At 61.1% G+C, this 17,818-nt stretch carries 21 protein-coding genes; 16 read left to right on the top strand and 5 right to left on the bottom strand.

Annotated elements, in window-relative coordinates; translation table 11 throughout:
• Nucleotides 1–86: 86 nt before the first annotated feature.
• Nucleotides 87–902: a DUF599 domain-containing protein gene (locus tag LH365_RS11350; protein WP_226743744.1), complete on the bottom strand. Its 816-nt coding sequence runs from the start codon at nt 900–902 to the stop codon at nt 87–89.
• 399 nt (nt 903–1,301) lie between these two features.
• On the opposite strand from LH365_RS11350, the gene ppa reads away from it, so the two are divergent.
• Together ppa and LH365_RS11340 are read left to right on the top strand one after the other, a co-directional pair.
• Nucleotides 1,302–1,838: an inorganic diphosphatase gene (gene ppa, locus LH365_RS11345; RefSeq protein ID WP_226743743.1), complete on the top strand. Its 537-nt coding sequence runs from the start codon at nt 1,302–1,304 to the stop codon at nt 1,836–1,838.
• A gap of 511 nt (nt 1,839–2,349) precedes the next feature.
• A complete protein-coding gene (locus LH365_RS11340; RefSeq protein ID WP_226743742.1) occupies nt 2,350–2,607 on the top strand; it encodes a hypothetical protein in 258 nt (85 codons plus the stop codon).
• Nucleotides 2,608–2,697: 90 nt separating this feature from the next.
• Here LH365_RS11340 and LH365_RS11335 read toward each other — a convergent pair whose 3' ends face one another.
• Entirely contained in the window at nt 2,698–2,880 is a 183-nt protein-coding gene (locus LH365_RS11335) for a DUF1508 domain-containing protein (RefSeq protein ID WP_226743741.1), read from the bottom strand.
• An 87-nt stretch (nt 2,881–2,967) separates the two neighbouring features.
• The gene (locus LH365_RS11330) at nt 2,968–3,330 is read right to left on the bottom strand and encodes a DUF983 domain-containing protein (protein ID WP_226743740.1); all 363 of its coding nucleotides are present in this window, start codon (nt 3,328–3,330) and stop codon (nt 2,968–2,970) included.
• A gap of 167 nt (nt 3,331–3,497) precedes the next feature.
• Between LH365_RS11330 and LH365_RS11325 the strand changes: the two genes are divergently transcribed.
• The 12 genes from LH365_RS11325 to LH365_RS11275 all read left to right on the top strand — a co-directional run bounded on the left by LH365_RS11325 (nt 3,498) and on the right by LH365_RS11275 (nt 14,797).
• Nucleotides 3,498–4,460 carry a metalloregulator ArsR/SmtB family transcription factor gene (locus LH365_RS11325; RefSeq protein WP_226743739.1) on the top strand — a complete coding sequence of 321 codons (963 nt, stop codon included), beginning with the start codon at nt 3,498–3,500 and terminating at the stop codon, nt 4,458–4,460.
• Between the two features lie 34 nt (nt 4,461–4,494).
• Nucleotides 4,495–5,421 (top strand): methylenetetrahydrofolate reductase [NAD(P)H], encoded by a 927-nt coding sequence (gene metF / locus LH365_RS11320; protein ID WP_226743738.1) that lies wholly within the window; start codon nt 4,495–4,497, stop codon nt 5,419–5,421.
• Nucleotides 5,422–5,746: 325 nt separating this feature from the next.
• Nucleotides 5,747–6,811, top strand: coding sequence for a homocysteine S-methyltransferase family protein (locus tag LH365_RS11315; protein WP_226743737.1), 1,065 nt, complete (start codon nt 5,747–5,749; stop codon nt 6,809–6,811).
• A gap of 80 nt (nt 6,812–6,891) precedes the next feature.
• A complete protein-coding gene (locus LH365_RS11310; RefSeq protein ID WP_226743736.1) occupies nt 6,892–7,059 on the top strand; it encodes a hypothetical protein in 168 nt (55 codons plus the stop codon).
• Nucleotides 7,060–7,063: 4 nt separating this feature from the next.
• Nucleotides 7,064–7,189, top strand: a complete 126-nt coding sequence (locus tag LH365_RS18625) for a hypothetical protein (RefSeq protein WP_255606611.1) — start codon at nt 7,064–7,066, stop codon at nt 7,187–7,189.
• Between the two features lie 76 nt (nt 7,190–7,265).
• Entirely contained in the window at nt 7,266–8,819 is a 1,554-nt protein-coding gene (locus LH365_RS11305) for an FAD-dependent oxidoreductase (RefSeq protein ID WP_226743735.1), read from the top strand.
• 18 nt (nt 8,820–8,837) lie between these two features.
• Nucleotides 8,838–9,416: a RidA family protein gene (locus LH365_RS11300; RefSeq protein ID WP_226743734.1), complete on the top strand. Its 579-nt coding sequence runs from the start codon at nt 8,838–8,840 to the stop codon at nt 9,414–9,416.
• A gap of 60 nt (nt 9,417–9,476) precedes the next feature.
• Complete coding sequence (locus tag LH365_RS11295) at nt 9,477–10,466, top strand: ATP-grasp domain-containing protein (protein ID WP_226743733.1); 990 nt, start codon at nt 9,477–9,479, stop codon at nt 10,464–10,466.
• A 156-nt stretch (nt 10,467–10,622) separates the two neighbouring features.
• Nucleotides 10,623–11,012: a DUF4259 domain-containing protein gene (locus tag LH365_RS11290; protein WP_226743732.1), complete on the top strand. Its 390-nt coding sequence runs from the start codon at nt 10,623–10,625 to the stop codon at nt 11,010–11,012.
• The gene (locus LH365_RS11285) at nt 11,009–11,398 is read left to right on the top strand and encodes a hypothetical protein (RefSeq protein WP_226743731.1); all 390 of its coding nucleotides are present in this window, start codon (nt 11,009–11,011) and stop codon (nt 11,396–11,398) included. The genes LH365_RS11290 and LH365_RS11285 overlap by 4 nt, the downstream gene beginning before the upstream one ends.
• Before the next feature lie 15 nt (nt 11,399–11,413).
• On the top strand, nt 11,414–14,074 hold the full coding sequence (gene metH, locus LH365_RS11280) for a methionine synthase (protein ID WP_226745480.1): 2,661 nt from the start codon (nt 11,414–11,416) through the stop codon (nt 14,072–14,074).
• Between the two features lie 78 nt (nt 14,075–14,152).
• A complete protein-coding gene (locus tag LH365_RS11275) occupies nt 14,153–14,797 on the top strand; it encodes an MT-A70 family methyltransferase (RefSeq protein ID WP_226743730.1) in 645 nt (214 codons plus the stop codon).
• Here the strand turns inward: LH365_RS11275 and LH365_RS11270 are convergent, their stop codons facing one another.
• Complete coding sequence (locus tag LH365_RS11270; protein WP_226743729.1) at nt 14,798–15,577, bottom strand: BglII/BstYI family type II restriction endonuclease; 780 nt, start codon at nt 15,575–15,577, stop codon at nt 14,798–14,800.
• Nucleotides 15,578–15,684: 107 nt separating this feature from the next.
• Here LH365_RS11270 and LH365_RS11265 point away from each other — a divergent pair, with 107 nt between their 5' ends.
• Both LH365_RS11265 and LH365_RS11260 read left to right on the top strand, forming a co-directional pair.
• Nucleotides 15,685–16,908 (top strand): Xaa-Pro peptidase family protein, encoded by a 1,224-nt coding sequence (locus LH365_RS11265; RefSeq protein ID WP_226743728.1) that lies wholly within the window; start codon nt 15,685–15,687, stop codon nt 16,906–16,908.
• Entirely contained in the window at nt 16,905–17,537 is a 633-nt protein-coding gene (locus LH365_RS11260) for a DUF4272 domain-containing protein (protein ID WP_226743727.1), read from the top strand. Before LH365_RS11265 ends, LH365_RS11260 begins: the two co-directional genes overlap by 4 nt.
• Here the strand turns inward: LH365_RS11260 and LH365_RS11255 are convergent.
• Nucleotides 17,534–17,818 carry a DUF1294 domain-containing protein gene (locus tag LH365_RS11255; protein WP_226743726.1) on the bottom strand — a complete coding sequence of 95 codons (285 nt, stop codon included), beginning with the start codon at nt 17,816–17,818 and terminating at the stop codon, nt 17,534–17,536. The two genes, LH365_RS11260 and LH365_RS11255, sit on opposite strands and share 4 nt — an antisense overlap.

Here is a 17,818-nt window from a genome sequence, read left to right as displayed (position 1 = left end):
GCATTTGTATGATCACGTATCGTTACAATCGTTCCTTGCCGGACCTGTGTAAGGTGAGCAAACCTTTGCGTTATTTAGAAAACGATTCAGCCGGCTTGCGTCTGGTTATTTGTTTTATCTTGCTGCGACGCACCATTTTCTTCCTCACTACTCAGGTCGCCGTCATAGATGGGGCGTGTCCGGGTGGGGTAGGGGTGATCTTCCAGCAGTTCGCGCATACGCCGCAGGCCGCGCGCCGCCTGTGAGCGCGATTGCCGCCACGCCAGCAGAATAGTGGCGCCGATGCTGGCCACGGCCAGCGGAATGGGGCCGAACATCCACGCCCCGGCGGCCAGGGCGAAATAGTAACCGCGCACCCCTTGCGAGAAGTTTGACATGGCGGGCTCAAAGATGTCGGATATGGCTTCGGTGAATTCGCGCGCCGTCTTGGGGTCGATGTTTTCGGGCACGGCGCCCATGGCGGCGACGGCGTAGTTGGTCTGACGCAGGGCCCAGATGAAGTTCAGCAAGCCGCGCGCCAGACAGATAATGACCAAACCGAACTTCATCAGGAACAGGGCGGGTGAAGAGGTGTCGATGCCCAGGGCATGGACGCTCTGGTACGACAGTTCTTCGGTGAAGATGGCCCCGGCGACGGCCGCGATAAGGATGAGGTTGGCCGAGGCGAAGAAACTCATCGTGTTCACGCCGTGACCGATGAGGTTGGAATCGTAGAGCTTGAACGAACGGATAACCATTTCCTGCATCCATGCGCGACGCACGACCGTCAGGTCCTTGAAGATAACGCCATGACGCTTGGCCAGCGCCTTCAGGACGTGCTCGTAGCCCAGCCAGCAGAAGAGGAAGATCATCAGGGCGGTGAAATTCTGCCAGCTTCCGAACGTGCGTGTGATGGTTTCCATGCGTCTTCCCCTTCCTCCACGGGTGATGAGACTTTAGTTTAGAGCGCAATCCGACAAAGTGGAAACCACTTTGCGGATAAATTGCGCGATCACTCAAAAACTTAGAGCGGATGGAAAGAGTCTCTCTGTCCATCCGCTCTAAGGTGCGTTGTGAAACCTGTGAAGCGACTTTTTGGTTAAAGACGTGCGCGAAAACAGAAACTTAAACCCGTCCTTGAGTTTAACCCTGTTGCGCACGCCACGGCGCTTCGCGCGGTAGGGGTGAATGGGCGGCCAGGTAACAAATTGTAGCAAAGTGCGAAAAGAAAAAACGCAGACTTCGCTTGTGCGAAAGAGGCTGAGCGCTTATGACAACCCCAAATCAATATCATCAATGCCTTTTAACATTAAAGACATCCTATGAATCTCGATAAAATTTCCGTCGGTCCGAACGCACCCTGGGACATCCACGCCGTCATCGAAATTCCGCAAGGCGGCATGCCCGTCAAGTACGAAATGGATAAGGACTCCGGCGCGCTGTTCGTCGACCGTTTCCTCTACACCTCGATGTACTACCCGGGCAATTACGGCTTTATCCCGCACACGCTTGCCGACGATGGCGATCCCTGCGACGTGCTGGTGGTCGGCCCGACGCCGGTCTATCCGGGCGTGGTTATCCGTTCGCGTCCGATCGGCGTGTTGCTGATGGAAGACGAGGCGGGCAAGGACGAGAAGATTCTGGCCGTTCCGGTCGACAAGCTGCATCCCTTCTACACGAACGTTTCCAGCTATCGCCAGATGCCGGAAATCTTTATCGAGCAGATCACCCACTTCTTCGCCCATTACAAGGATCTGGAGAAGAACAAGGAAACGCGCGTCTTGGGTTGGGGCGATCCGGACCAGGCCGCCCAACTGATCCGCGAAGGTCAGGAGCGTCTGGCCAAGAAGGTCGGCTAACCGTTTCGTGTTACCTTAAGTAAAGCCCGCCGCAAGGCGGGCTTTTTTGTATCTGAATGACTTTTCGTGAAAGTGTTTCACTAAGTGAAATAACGATTGACCTTTGCGTCGGCGCGTGCGACTGATAATCAGATAGCGTAGTATTTTTCAGATATTGCGCTGGATTGGTGCGATATATTTTCGCAATCTGTAATATTCTGTCGCGGTTGATAGCGTTATCTTCGGATAAATTCGCTGAATATTCCGTGCATGTGCATAATTCTCCCACCCCCTCAAAAAAAGCATTTGAAATCAATGGTCAGGCGAAGGCCTCTGGTTTGTGGTGTTTGGATACCGTTCTGGATTTTGAGTAATCCGGCATGATATTATGAAACAACGGTATGATGCGTTGCGTATGCGCGCGCCCGGCGTTTGTGTTTGTTTCGGGCGGCGCGTTCTTCACCACACTTTCCTCCTCCCCCAAGACCTTAAGGCGTCCGGAGCGTGCTTCGAACGTCAGAGCAGAAAAATTATGTCCCACACCCCCCCGAACGTGGCGTCGCGCCTTTATGCACTGGCGGTCGCTCGTGATACGGCCAATCTGGTCGACCTTGACGCCTCCCTGGCCCTGGCGCGGGCTTCGGCGCGCACCCTTATGGCCCTGTCGCCTCAGGCGGCTATGCTGATGCGCAACTTTGCGCAGGAAGAAATCGACCGCCTGCACATGGAGTGCACCGAAGAGTCCGAAGGCTCGATCGCCATTATCCGCGACACGCTGAATATGGCCTGAGGCGGCAATCGCAGGCAAAAGAAAAGCCCGGAGGCGCAGGCTTCCGGGCTTTCTTTGTGTATATGTGCCAGAGAGATCAGTCGAGAGAGATCAGTCGTCGGACTGATCGTCGATTTCGGCCGCGGGGCCGTTCTTTTTGATCGATTCGATGGCGTTCTTGGCGGAGGCCTTCGACGCATAACCTTCGGTCCAGAAAATCGTCTCGGAATTGTAGACGAAATAGGCGACGAATTCGCCGGACTTGTTCTTCTTGATAAGGAATTTGTGCGCCATGAGAGCCTCCTGTTATCCGCAACGCCATCGGGCGTCGCAGAGGAGAATTCTCCGCCTGAGGGATTCCGTCAAGCGCTACGTACGAGTTTAACGCAAACGTTTCAGCCCATGGTGCCAGATCAGGCCGAGGAACCCGCCCTTGATATAGGGCAGCATGACCAGCGTCAGCGCCGCCATCGCCGCCAGCGTGATCGGCACGACGATTTCCAGCGGATAGCTCCAGAAGAATTCGAAAGCGAACATCGGCGCGATGACCAGATGCCCGACCAGCAGCATGGTGATATAGGCCGGACCGTCATCGCACGGATAAGAGCCCAGCGGGGTCTGACAACGGGCGCAGGTATCGACGACCTTCAGATAGCCCTTGAAGGCGTGGCCTTCGCCACAGGCCGGGCAGCGCCGGCGCAGGCCGCGCGAAATGGCCGTTGAAAGAGGGGCTTTATCGGTCATAAAAGGACTCTGGTTACAGAATGGTTGGGCAGTTTACTCTGATATGTGGGAAACTGCACGTCCCGAGCCATGCGTAATCCTGTCGCAGGTGTTTTTGTGACGTCATTACGCGACGGCGCGTCACTTTTGGCTTGCAAAATCATATAAAGAAATCTTTATGTGATTATATGCAACCGGATGAAATTCTTGGCGAAGCGGCGCTTCTGGAGGCGCTTAAGGCGATGGGTGAGCCCACGCGCCTGCGGCTTTTGCGTCTTTTAGCGCATGAAGAGCTGTCTGTCATGGAATTGGTGCGGATTCTCAATCAAAGCCAGCCGCGCATCTCGCGTCATCTCAAGCTGATGAACGAAGCCGGGGTCATCGACCGTTTTCCGGACGGAGCGTGGGTCTTTTATCGCCTGAGCGAACATCCGGCCCTGACGCCGCTGATCGACGCCGTGCTGGCGGCGCTGGGCGACGAGGAAAGTTCAGACCTGCGTGCGCTCGAAGAGGTGCGGGCGCAGCGTCTGGACGCCGCGCAAGGCTATTTCGAAAATATCGCGCCGGTGTGGGATCAGATACGCTCCCATTATATCGACGATGCCGAGGTCGAGACGGCTATCCGCGCGCTGGTCGGCGACGCACCGGTCGAGACGATTATCGATCTGGGCACGGGTTCCGGGCGGATGCTCAGTTTGCTGGCGCCGCAGGCCCAGTACGCCATCGGGCTCGACCTGTCGCAACAGATGCTCAATATCGCCCGCGCCCGCACGCGTGAGGCAGGCCTGACCGGCATCGACTTCCGCCACGGCGACATTCTCGCCACGCGCCTTAACGGCCAAAGCGCCGATCTGGTCGTCATCCATCAGGTGCTGCATTTTCTGGCCGATCCGGGACAGGCGCTGAAAGAGGCCGCGCGGCTGCTCAAGCCCGGCGGGCGGCTGCTGATCGTCGACTTCGCCCCGCACCGGCTGGAGGTGATGCGTGACGAATATCAGCATCGCCGCCTCGGTATCGGCGACGACGATATGGGCCACTGGCAGAAGGCCGCCGGCCTGCAACCGCTGCGCAGCTTGTCCCTGCCGCCGCACCCGGAAAAGGTCGGGGATTTGGGTTTGACCGTGCGCGTCTGGCTGATGCAAAAAGCCTGATAAACCAAACAAAAACGCTACAGAGAATACGCTTATGGCCCCGCCGCCCGCCTTCGTTCAGTCATCCATCGCCCGCAAGATCCGCGCGGGCGCGTCGCACCTCAATGTCTCGTTCGAGTTCTTTCCGCCCAAGTCTGCGGAGATGGAAGAAACCCTGTGGGCGGCCATCCGCCGGCTGGAACCGCTCAACCCGACCTTTGTCTCCGTGACCTATGGCGCGGGCGGCTCGACGCGCGAACGTACCCACCGCACGGTGAAGCGCATTCTCGATGAAACCACGCTGAAGCCCGCCGCGCACCTGACCTGCGTCGAAGCTTCGCGCGAAGAGGTCGATGAGGTCATTCAGGCCTATTGGGATGCCGGTGTGCGCCACATCGTCGCCTTGCGCGGTGACCCGCCGGGCGGCCTGCACGACGGTCAGTATACGCCGCGCGCCGACGGCTATCAGAACGCCACGGAACTGACCGCCGCCATCCGCCGCATCGGCGACTTCGAGGTCAGCGTCGGCGTCTATCCGGAAAAGCACCCGCAATCGCCATCTGTGGCCTTCGACCTCGACGTCCTGCGTCAGAAGGTCGATGCGGGCGCGACACGCGGCATCAGCCAGTTCTTCTTCGAGCCGGAAACCTTCCTGCGTTTCCGCGACGCCGTGGCCGACGCCGACATCAAGATCGACCTGATGCCGGGCATCATGCCGGTGACCAATTTCAAGGGCCTGCGCAAGATGGCGGCGGCCTGCGAAGCGATGGTGCCCGACTGGCTGGAGGAGCTGTTTGCTGGCCTCGACAACGACGCCGAGACGCGCAAGCTGCTGGCCTCGGCCGTGGCGGTCGAGCAGGTGCTGGGGCTGGAGCGCGAAGGCGTGACCAATTTCCACTTTTATACGCTCAACCGCGCGGAACTGGTCTATTCCATCTGCCGCGTTCTGGGGCTAAGGGATCGACAAACCCCCGCCGCCTGAGCCCGTACCAAACAACTTGCCGGGTTCCCACGCCAAACCCATATCACACCCTACATCCTCCCCTGTGAGCTTAGCGATACGGGGGAGGGGAACCACGAAGTGGTGGAGGGGGCAAACACACAAAGCCCTATCCGTCTGCTCGTTTCACTCGCAGCCACCTCCCCCGCTCCGCCCAAGGGCTTGCAAGGGAGGAGGGAGACAAATATGACCCGTCAGGAACGTATCGACACACTAAAAGCCGCCGCGAAGGCGCGCATCCTGATCCTCGACGGGTCGTGGCCTGCTGCGGAACGCAGTGACGCAGCAAACTAAAAGGACTCGCCCCATGACCCGTCAGGAACGCATCGACACACTGAAAGCCGCCGCGAAGGCGCGCATCCTGATCCTCGATGGGTCGTGGGGCGTGATGATCCAGCGCCGTGGCCTCGACGAACAGGACTTCCGCGGCGACCGCTTCAAGGACCATGTCGGTCAGATGAAGGGCAATAACGACATCCTGTGCCTGACGCGTCCGGACATCATCACCGACCTGCATAATCAGTACTATGCGGCGGGCGCCGACATCTCCGAGACCAACACCTTCTCGGCGACGACCATCGCCATGGACGACTACCACCTCGATGCGCAGGCCTGCTGGGACATCAATTTTGAGGGCGCAAAGCTGGGCCGCGCCGCCGCCGATGAGTGGACGGCGAAAGAACCGGAAAAGCCACGCTTTGTGGCGGGCTCTATCGGGCCGCTGAACAAGATGCTGTCCATGTCTTCGGACGTGAACGATCCAGGCGCGCGTCTCGTCACCTTCGATCAGGTCTATGCGGCCTATCGCCAGCAGATCAAGGCGCTCAATGAAGGCGGCGTGGACCTCTACCTTATCGAAACCATCACCGACACGCTGAACTGCAAGGCGGCGTTGAAGGCCATCATGGACCTGGAGGACGAAGGGCTGGAAAAGCTGCCGATCTGGATTTCGGGCACCATTACCGATCGTTCGGGCCGCACGCTGTCGGGCCAGACCGCCGAAGCCTTCTGGAACTCTGTCAAGCACGTCAAACCGTTCGCCATCGGCTTCAACTGCGCGCTGGGGGCCGACCTGATGCGCCCGCACATCGCCGAACTGGCGCGCGTGGCCGATACGCTGGTCGCCGCCTATCCCAATGCCGGTTTGCCCAACGCGATGGGGCAGTATGACGAGCAGCCGCACGAAACCGCGCACGAACTGCACGAATGGGCCAAGGACGGGCTGGTCAATATCCTCGGCGGCTGCTGCGGCACGACGCCTGACCATATCAGACACGTCGCCGATGAGGTGCGCGGTTTCGCGCCGCGCGTCCCGCCGGAGCGCCCGCGCGCCCTGCGTCTGGCCGGCCTTGAACCGTTCGAACTGAATTGAGGTTGTAATGACGGAAGCAATGGCGGACCTTCAAAGACCCGGAGCATGCCCGGACCTATGCCGAGCGCCCGAAGAAGATCGTGCCGGGTTTCGACGGCCTGCACCGCATCATGGCGCAACTGATTGCCGAGGCCGACCCGAAGGCCGTGCTGGTGCTGGGCGGCGGGGGCGGTCTGGAGACGCGACCGCTATCTGCGCTTTGCCCGCGGCAGCCAGTTGGACTCTCAAGTGCTGAAATAAGCGCATGAGCGGGTGCGCACCGGGCTGAACACGGTCGGTCCGGAACGCGACGAGTCCCTGCTGCGCGAGGCAGGCTTTACCGGCATCGAGCTGCTGTTCAAGGGCCTGTACGGGTGCGGCTGGGTGGCCTACGGATAATTAATTTAACGCTGCTCGACAAGTTTTCGCACCTGCGTTAGCGTTCGGTTTCTGCTGCAACGAAGCGGGGGCTGACGTGACGACACGACGCGATATTCTGATGCGCTTCGGCGCGGTGGCGGGCTTTGCCGGCGGATACGCCGCCCTGCACGCTCTGGGGCTCAGCGGTGATGAGGCCTGGGCCGGGATGCCCGACCTTCAACCCGGTTCGGGGCAAGGGGTAAAGGTCGCCATTATCGGCGCAGGCCCCGCCGGTCTGGCCGCCGCCTACGAACTGCGCAAGGCGGGCTATGCCTGCACGATCCTTGAGGCCCGCGACCGGGTGGGCGGGCGAAACTGGACGGTGCGCAAGGGCACGAAGATCGACTATCTCAATGGTACGCAACAGGTCTGCGCCTTCGATGAAGGGCAGTATTTCAACGCCGGGCCCGCGCGCATCCCCGCCCACCATCAGGCGACGCTGGGCTATTGCCGCGAGCTGGGTGTGGCGATGGAGGCCGAGATCAACTGGACGGCGCGGGCGCGCATTCAGGCCGACCGGCTTAACGGCGGCAAATGCATCGAAATGCGTCAGGCCAGTTTCGACTATCGCGGCCACATGGCCGAACTGCTGGCCAAGGTCGCCAATAAGGGCGCGCTCGATGATGTGTTCACCGGCGCCGATCGCGACCGCATGATGGCCGGGCTGGCCCAATGGGGGCACCTGACCGAAAAACTGACCTATACGGGCACCGACGCCTGCGGTTACGACGTCGACCCGGCCGCGGGGACGCAGTCACCGAAGTTCCGCACGCCTTTGCCGCTGGGCGTTGTCAGCGATCCCTTCGTGCAGGCCGTCTCCTGTTTTGCCGACATCGCCGATTTTCAGGCCACCATGCAGCAGCCGGTGGGCGGTATGGACCGCATCCCCATGGCCTTCGAAGCGAAGTTGCCGGGCGTCATCCGCAAGGGCTGCGAGGTCAAGCGCATCCGTCGCAGCAAAAAGGGCGCGGAGATATTCTATCTCGACAAGACGACAGGCAAGGCGGAGGTGCTGACGGCGGATTACGTCATCTGCACCGTGCCGCCGCCGGTTCTGGCCAAAATCGACGGCGACTTTGCCAAACCGGTAAAGGCGGCGATCCAGAAGATCGGCGGCAAGGCCATCGGCGGTTACAAGATCGCCTTTCAGAGCCCGCGTTTCTGGGAGCAGAACGACCAGATCTATGGCGGTTTGAGCTTCACCGACCGCGACACCTTCGCCACCTGGTATCCGTCCGATCGTTTCCACGCACCGGAAGGCATCATCGTCGCTGGCTATGCTTTCAACGGGCGCATGGGTGAGCGGAGCTTGCCGGAACAGATCGCCTATGCGCGCGAAACCATCGACCGGCTGCATCCGGGGCAGGGGGCGCGCATGAAGACGCCCGCCATCGTCAACTGGAGCGAAATCCCTTATTCGCAAGGGCTGGCCAGCTTCATCAGCGAAGACGAGCCCGATGCCTATAATCTGCTATCGCAACCCGACGGTCCGATCTACTTTGCCGGCGACCATCTGAGCCATGTGAGTTCGTGGCAGCAGGGGGCCTTCTGTTCGGCGCACCGGGTTGTCACCATGATCGCCGACCGCCAGAAATCCAAAACAGCGTGATTCATAAAGGAAATGCTCATGTCCCGCGCCCTGATTCTCTCGTCTCTGGCGGTTCTGTCGTTCGGCCTGTCCGGCTGCATCATCTATGACGGGCCGGAGGACGGCCTGCATATCACCACGGCATCGAAGGAAGCCGAGCGCAAGTCGGAACGCCAATCTGAGGCCTTGGCCGTTACCCGCACCTATGCCGGCAGCTTCCCCATTGCTCAGGCCGTGACGGTGCCTGCGGGTTACAGGACCATCTACCTGTCCGGCCTGCTGCCCGACGTTGCCGATGCCAATGCGCCCAAGGGCTCGATCGAGAGCTACGGCAATACCGAGGTCCAGACCGACAGCGTATTGAAGAAGATCGAGGCGGCGCTGAAACAGGAAGGCGCAACGCTGGGCGACGTGGTCAATATGAAGGTCTATCTGGTCGGCGATCCGAAGCTGGACGGCAAGATGGACTTCGGCGGCATGATGAAGGCCTACACCCGATATTTCGGCACCGAGGCTCAGCCGAACAAGCCGTCGCGCGCCACGGTGCAGGTGGCCGGTCTGGTCGCCTCAGGCTATCTGGTGGAAATCGAGGTCGTGGCGGCCATCCCCGCAAAATGACTTGGCACGGCTTTGTCGGGTGCCCTATAGGAGGGGGAGACCTCCTTCCGGAACTTCCTGATGCGCCTGACAATTCTTTTCGGCGGCCTGAGCCGCGAGCGTCTGGTGGCCGTCGCCACCACCCAGTCCCTGCACAAGGCCCTGCCCGAAGCCGACCTGTGGTACTGGGATGAGGACAATCATGTCTATCAGGCCTCGTCCCTGGCGCTGCTCGGACATCAGCGTCCGTTCGAAGTGCCGTTCCAGGCCGACGGCTACGATCTGGGCACCATCGACGACGCGCTGGACAAGGCGGCTGCTGAAGACCGCGTGCTGGTGCTGGGTCTGCACGGCGGCATCGCCGAAAACGGCGAGTTTCAGGTCAAGTGCGAGGCGCGCGGCGTGCCCTTCACTGGTTCGGGCTCGGCAGCCTCGCATCTGGCTTTCGACAAGGTGTCGGCCAAAAAGTTCGCCGCCTGCGCGGGCGTGCGCTCGCCGTCCAATATCGCTCTGGCCGATATCGACGACGCCTTTGCCGAACATGGCAAGCTGGTCGCCAAGCCGGCGCAGGACGGGTCGAGCTTCGGCCTGATCTTCGTCAACTCGACCAACGATCTTGTGGCTGTTCGAGAGGCGGCGAAGACGATGGACTATCTGATCGAGCCCTTCGTGACGGGCGCCGAAGCCACCTGTGCCGTCCTGGAGCAGGCCGACGGGACGCTGATCGCCCTGCCGCCGATCGAGATCATCCCCGACCGCGGGGCCTTTGATTATCACTCCAAATATCTGTCCAACAAGACGCAGGAAATCTGCCCCGCGCGCTTTGCGCCTGAGGTGATGGCGGAGATTCAGCGGCTGGCCATCGCCGCGCACAAGGCCCTGTCGTGCCGGGGCTATACGCGGTCGGACTTCATCGTATCCGATAGGGGCCCAGTGTTTATCGAGACCAACACCCTGCCGGGTATGACCGCCTCGTCGCTTTATCCCAAAGCGCTGGCGGCGCAGGGCATCGGCTTTGTCGATTTCCTGCGCGGTCAGGTCGATATCGCCGTGAAGCGGGCCGGGAAGTAACGCCCTTCTCCCCGTTTACGGGGAGAAGGTGTCTTGCGCGTAGCGAAAGTCGGATGAGGGGCCTGCAAAGCTGCCGCGCCTTCGGTCTTTCTGTCACGCCCCTCACCCCAACCCTCTCCCCGCAAGCAGGGAGAGGGGGTTAAAAGGAATGCTGCTATGACTACCTGGGGCAATGGTCCCTTCGACAATGACGACGCGACCGACTTCATGATCGACCTCGAAGAAGGTCCGTCGTGGGAGCGCGTGCGCGGCGTCTTCGCCGAAGCGCTCCAGACCACTGACTATCTCGGGCTGACCGAAGGGGCGCGGGTCTATGCCGCCGCGGCCTTCCTCAGCGTCGCCTTGGGCAAGAGCGAGATTTCCGCGCAGGACTATCACATGATCATCGACGATCTGGGGCCGGTGCCGGACGATCTGAGCGCGCTGGCGGTCAAGGCTTTGACGCGCATCTGCGCCGCCGATTCCGAGATCGATGAACTGTATCAGGAAGCCAATTACGACGAATGGATCGCCACGGTGCGCCATATTGCGACGGTGCTGGCATGAGCCCGAATGACTTGCGCGACTGGGCCGCGCGCCTGCGGATGGCCGCCGATGTGCTGAAAGACGTCACGCCTGACGAACTGCGTGTTGATCAGCCGTTTTACGACGAACTGACTCTGGTCCTCAGCGAATACCACCTGACCGACGCCGCCTTTGCCGCCGCCGCGCCGAACGTGCCCGATCCGCCCGACTGGGATCAGTTGAACGCTGCCGTCCATGCCTCGACGCCCAATGAACTGTTGCTGCATGTTTTAAGCTGGCTGGCGCAGGCCCGCTGGCTCGACACGCCGTTGGTGCGCGTCCACGCCGCCGGTCTGCTCGAACCCGCCATCCGGCGTCTGGCGGACAGCGTTTCGGCCCTTGATATTACGACGGTAAAAGACGATTAAACGCGCATGACCAGCATGACTCCCACCTTCATCAATATCGGCGAACGCACCAATGTCACGGGCTCGGCGAAGTTCCGTAAGCTGATCGTCGAAGGCAATTACACCGCCGCGCTCGACGTGGCGCGTCAGCAGGTCGAGGCCGGGGCGCAGGTCATTGACATCAATATGGACGAAGGCCTGCTCGACGCGGTGAAGGCCATGACGACCTTCCTCAACCTGCTGGCGGCCGAGCCCGATATCGCCCGCGTGCCGGTGATGATCGACTCATCGAAGTGGGAGGTGATCGAGGCGGGCCTGAAGTGCGTGCAGGGCAAGGCCATCGTCAACTCCATCTCGATGAAGGAAGGCGAGGACATTTTCCGTCACCACGCCCGCGAATGCCTCAAATACGGCGCGGCCGTGGTGGTTATGGCCTTCGACGAGGTAGGCCAGGCCGATACGGCGGCGCGCAAGGTCGAAATCTGCACCCGCGCCTATCATATTCTGGTCAACGAGGTCGGTTTCCCGCCCGAAGACATCATCTTCGACCCCAATATCTTCGCCGTGGCGACGGGAATCGAGGAACACGACAACTACGCCGTCGACTTCATCGAGGGGACGCGCGCCATCAAGCAGACCCTGCCGTTCGCGCGGGTGTCGGGCGGCGTGTCGAACGTCTCTTTCTCGTTCCGCGGCAACGAGCCGGTGCGCCGCGCCATCCACTCGGTGTTTCTCTACCATGCCATCAAGGCGGGCATGGACATGGGCATCGTCAATGCCGGCGACCTGCCGGTCTATGACGATATCGACCCCGAACTGCGTCAGGCGGTCGAGGATGTGATCCTCAACCGGCCTCAGCGCCATAATGTGTCCAACACCGAATGGCTGGTCGATCTGGCGCCGAAGTACAAGGGCGAAAAGGGGCAGGTCGAGGCCAAGACCCTGGCCTGGCGCGAAGGTACGGTCGAAGAGCGGCTGAAGCACGCCCTGGTTCACGGCATCACCGAATTTATCGATCAGGACACCGAAGAAGCGCGCCTTCAGGCCGAGCGCCCGCTGCACGTCATCGAAGGGCCGCTGATGGCCGGGATGAACGTCGTCGGCGACCTGTTCGGTGCGGGCAAGATGTTCCTGCCGCAGGTGGTGAAGTCCGCCCGCGTGATGAAACAGGCCGTGGCCTGGCTGATGCCCTATATGGAGGCCGAAAAGGAAGCCCATGTGGCGGCCGGCGGCACCTATCAGGCGGCGGGCAAGATCCTGATGGCCACGGTCAAGGGCGACGTCCACGACATCGGCAAGAATATCGTCGGCGTCGTGCTTCAGTGCAATAATTACGAGGTGATCGACCTCGGCGTCATGGTGCCGGCCGACCGCATTCTGGACGAGGCCAGGGCGCACGGCGTCGACATGATCGGCCTGTCGGGTCTGATCACGCCGTCGCTGGACGAGATGGTCTTCGTGGCGCGCGAAATGCAGCGCAAGGGCTTCAAGGTGCCGCTGCTGATCGGTGGGGCGACCACCTCCAAAACGCACACGGCGGTGAAGATCGAGCCCGGCTACACCAATGATCAGGTCGTCTATGTGCTCGATGCGTCGCGCGCCGTGGGCGTGGTGTCGCAACTGCTGTCCGAGACCGATAAGGCGCAGTTCGTCGCCGACATCCGCGCCGACTACGAAAAGGTGCGCGTCGCCTATGGCAAGGGCGACACCAAGCCGCGCTCGGACCTCGAAGAGGCGCGCGCAAAGAAGTTCGTCATCGACTTTGCCGCCGAAAAGCCCGTCGCGCCGTCGTTTCTGGGACTGCGGACCTTCTCGCCCTATGACCTGCACGATCTGGCCGACCATATCGACTGGACGCCCTTCTTTGCGACGTGGGAACTGGCCGGGCGCTTCCCGGACATTCTGGAAGACGAGATCGTCGGGGAGGCGGCCACGGCCCTCTATGCCGATGCGCGTGAGATGCTGGCCAAGATCCTTGAGGAAAAGTGGTTCGAGGCGCGCGGCGTGGTCGGCTTCTGGCCGGCCAACGCCACCGAAGACGACGATATAGAGGTTTATGCCGACGAGAGGCGCTCCGAAGTCATCGCCACCTTCCACACCCTGCGCCAGCAGATGAAGAAGACCCGCGAAGACCAGTCGAACACCGCCCTCAGCGACTTCATCGCACCCAAAGGCACGCCGGACTGGATCGGCGGCTTCGCCGTCACCGCCGGGCATGGCGAAATGGAGATCGCGGCGAAGTTCAAGGCGGCGGGCGACGACTATAACGCCATCCTGGCGACCGCTCTGGCCGATCGTCTGGCGGAAGCCTTTGCCGAGGCGCTGCACAAAAAGGTGCGCCGTGAACTGTGGGGCTATGCGGCTGACGAAGACCTCGACGTGCAGGGCCTGATCAATGAGCAGTATAAGGGTATCCGCCCCGCGCCGGGCTATCCGGCCCAGCCCGATCACACGGAAAAATGGACGCTGTTCGACCTGCTCGACGCGCGCGACCGCACGGGAATGGAACTGACCGAGAGCCTCGCCATGACGCCCCCGGCCTCGGTGTCGGGCCTGTACTTTGCGCATCCGAAGTCCCACTATTTCGGCGTCGGCAAGATCGAGAAGGATCAGGTCGCGGACTATGCCCGCCGCAAGGGCTGGACTGTCGATGAAGCCGAGCGGTGGTTGTCGCCGATCCTAAACTATGTGCCTTGATAAACGCTGCGGCCTTCCATTACTGTCAGAATAAATCGCGAACAAGCCGACGCGATTCGTTTATATGAGGTCTGTCCGTTGGAACCTTCCGCTGCTGAGGATTTTCTGGCCGCTGCCGGAAAGACGAAGTACGCCACTATTTTGGCGGACCCGCCTTGGCAGTTTGTCAATCGTACCGGCAAGGTTGCGCCCGAACACAAGCGACTTAACCGTTATGGCACCATGACCCTACCGGAGATCTGCGCCTTACCCGTGGCGCAGGTGCTGGCGCCGACGGCTCACCTTTACTTGTGGGTACCCAATGCGCTCTTGCCCGATGGTCTGGAGGTAATGAAGGCGTGGGGGTTTGAGTATAAGTCGAACCTCATCTGGCATAAGATACGTAAGGATGGCGGTTCTGACGGTCGCGGCGTAGGCTTTTATTTCCGCAACGTGACCGAAATCATCTTGTTCGGTGTGCGCGGTAAGAACGCGCGCACGCTGCAACCGGGACGTACTCAGGTCAACTATATCGGTACGCGTAAGCGTGAGCATAGCCGCAAGCCGGATGAACAGTATGAACTGATAGAAGCGTGCAGCCCCGGTCCACGGCTGGAGATGTTTTCGCGCGGGACACGCCCCGGCTGGACGGTGTGGGGCAATCAGGCTGACGACAGCTATGCGCCTACGTGGGATACCTATGCGCACAATAGCGCGGCTACCAAAGCCGTTGCGGCAGAGTAATCAGATTTCCGTTTCGTCACCTTCTGCGATGGCAGCGGTATCCAGATTTTCCCCAAAAGTGACCACTGAGGCTGGAAGTCCAATCAGCAGCAACGGACAGGGATTGCCGACGCCGCGATGAACGCGGTCCTCCAACTTGCGCCAATGGGTGGTCGCGGCCCCATATTTGCTCTGGACAAAGTTGCGCGCCCACGCTTCTTCAAAGCCAGTACCGTTCTGCATTCTTCGCGCCAGATCCGCCTGCTGCGGCCGTGTCGGGTTCAGGCCGATGGCGCGGAGGTCTTCGACCGAGGTCAAGGCCTTATCCTGCGCATAGCGTCGAACCAGATCGAACAGGCTGTTTTGCAGGATTTCACCACGGGTAACGATGATGCCAACGCTGATAGCCCCTTCGGCGTGCAGGCGTTTGAAGTTTTCGAAGTCACGGTCGAAGAACGGGTCTTTGTTGTTCCACTCGATTTCGAGCGCAATTGTGCCGTTCTCAAAGTCTCGGACATGATCGACTTCGTGGGAAATAGACTCGCGTTTGATGCCGTTAATGGATTTCTCAATCGTAAAATTGACCTTTTGCCAATGGCTTAAGGCCAAGGCACGACGCAGACGCTGAGTGCCCTTTGCCTCACCTCCACCACTCCCGATAATTTCCTCAATCGGGATAGAAAGCGTGCTGAGAACTGCTTCAAGCTCGGCTATGGCCTGAGGGAAATCGGTCCCTAATATCGCCTTGGCATGGGCATGAAATTCGACCTGAAAGCCGCGGTTCTGGATATCTTCAAACATAACTTTAAGTTGACAGGATTCGTTGTGGATCAAAAGCGCATTGGGCGCTTGCCAATCTCCGTAAACGCACGCTAGATCGTATACGATTGTAGCGGCGGAGCGGGGACATGCTGTCCAGGAGAGCGTTTTTCAGCGGGGCGGCGGCCTCAGGCCTCATGATGGCATCGGGTGCGATCGCCCAGACCCTGCCCAATCTCGCCGCGGCCGCCGAACCCATCACAGTCGCCGAGCGTCAGGCGCGCATCGCCAGGCTGCAGGACCTGATGCAGCGTCAGAACATCGCCGGGCTGCTGGTCGAAGGCGGCACCTCGCTGACCTATTTCACCGGCCTGCGCTGGGGGCGGTCCGAGCGCGTCACCGCCGCCCTGATCCCGACGAAGGGCGAAACTGTCGTCGTCACCCCCTATTTCGAGGAATCGCGGGCGCGTGAGACGCTGGAAGTCCCCGCCGACGTCCGCACCTGGCACGAGCACGAAAGCCCTTACGCCCTGATCGCCGGGGCGCTCAAAGATCGCGGAATGTCCGGCAAACTCGCCGTCGAAGGGACCACGCGCTACTTCATTATCGACGGGCTGAAAAAGCTGGGCCGCTTCGACGTGGTGTCGGGTGAGGCGCTGGTCGATGCCTGCCGCCGTCTCAAGTCGCCGGCCGAGCTGGCCCTGATGCAGGTGGCCAACGACATCACGCTGGCGGCGCTGCGCCACGTCCACGCCAACATCAAGGCCGGCATGTCGTCGGGCAACATTGCTGCGCTGATGAACGACGCCACCCGCGCCATGGGCGGCGCGCCGGAATTCGCGCTGACCTTGCTCAACGAGGCCAGCGCCTATCCGCACGGCACCAGGACGCCGCAGACCGTGCGCGAAGGCTCGGTGATCCTGATGGATTGCGGGGCGAGCGTGCTCGACTACGAGTCCGACCTCACCCGAACCTGGGTCTATGGTGAGCCGACCCGGAAACAGCGCAAGGTCTGGGAGACGGTGCGCAAGGGGCAGGACATCGTGCTGGAAAGCGCGAAGGTCGGCGTGCCGGTGGCCAAACTCGATGAAGCGGTGCGCGCCTTCTACGACAAGGAAGGGTGGGGACCGGGCTATACCCTGCCGGGCCTGTCGCACCGCGCCGGTCATGGCATCGGCATGGATGGGCACGAAGCGCCCTATCTGGTCGGCAGCGACGCCACGCCGCTGGCGCCCGGCATGTGCTTTTCGGACGAGCCGGGCCTCTATATCCCCGGAGAATTCGGCGTACGGCTTGAGGATTGCTGGTATATGACGCCGACCGGGCCTAAGCTGTTCTCGAAACTGGCCCGTTCACTGGAAGACCCGATTTGACGCCAAATTCGACTAATGAAGCCCAAATCCGCAAGCAGAACTCGATCCGGTTGCTCAGGGCAAAGGGCCTGCCGGTCCTCGACAGCCTGCCGGAGATCGAAGAGGCGGCGGAGGTGACGATCCGCTCCGGCGAAGAGATCGTACATCGCATCCTGTGCCTGACGGCGGTGGCGCAGGCGGCGTTTCTGGGGCGGGCGGGTCCGGTCCTGCCGTTTGTGGGGCGCTGGAAGCTCGATGCGCACCTGACGCCGCAGGAACGCGAATGCCTGCAAGGGGATGCAGTCTCGGAGGTCGACGCCATCCGCTTTTCGTGGCGCACGGAGGCCATCGTGCCGCTGATGTGGGCACTGGGTCTGATCGACGAGCTATGGTTCCCGTCCGAAGACATCAACGCACAGGACATCCTCGACTACTGGCAGGCGTTCGCGCACGACGACCTCAGCCGCATCGGCCATCGCGACGTGGGGGAAATTCTCGATGAGGCCGACCTGATCTACCGCATCCACTGGGCCGTGCGCGAAGGGGCCGAGGGGCCGCTGCCCGGCGTGGTTCAGGAACGCCACCACGCGCTCAACTGGCTGATCGGCTATGAGGGCGACGGCTGGGACGACGTCCAGACGGATACCTAAAGCGCTTTAAAAACGATGATCGTGGCCACCACCGCCGTGGCCTGAGCCGCCATGACCCAGCCGAACTTGCGTCCGAAGCTGCGTTTGGCGCTCTTGTGGCGGAACAGGCGCGTGGCCAGCAGGGCGGCGGGCCAGCCCCCCAGCGCGCACATCAGCAGAAGCCGGTCCGCCGGCACACGGCGCTCGCGACAGATGGCGCGGCGCTTATCGGCGGCCCATACCTGAAACGTAATAAGATTGATCAGGGCCAGATAGGCGAGGGCGAACAGCCAGACAGTCAT

The sequence above is a fragment of the Asticcacaulis sp. AND118 genome (assembly GCF_020535245.1).
Lineage (GTDB): Bacteria > Pseudomonadota > Alphaproteobacteria > Caulobacterales > Caulobacteraceae > Asticcacaulis.
This window is presented reverse-complemented; position numbering and strand designations above follow the sequence as displayed.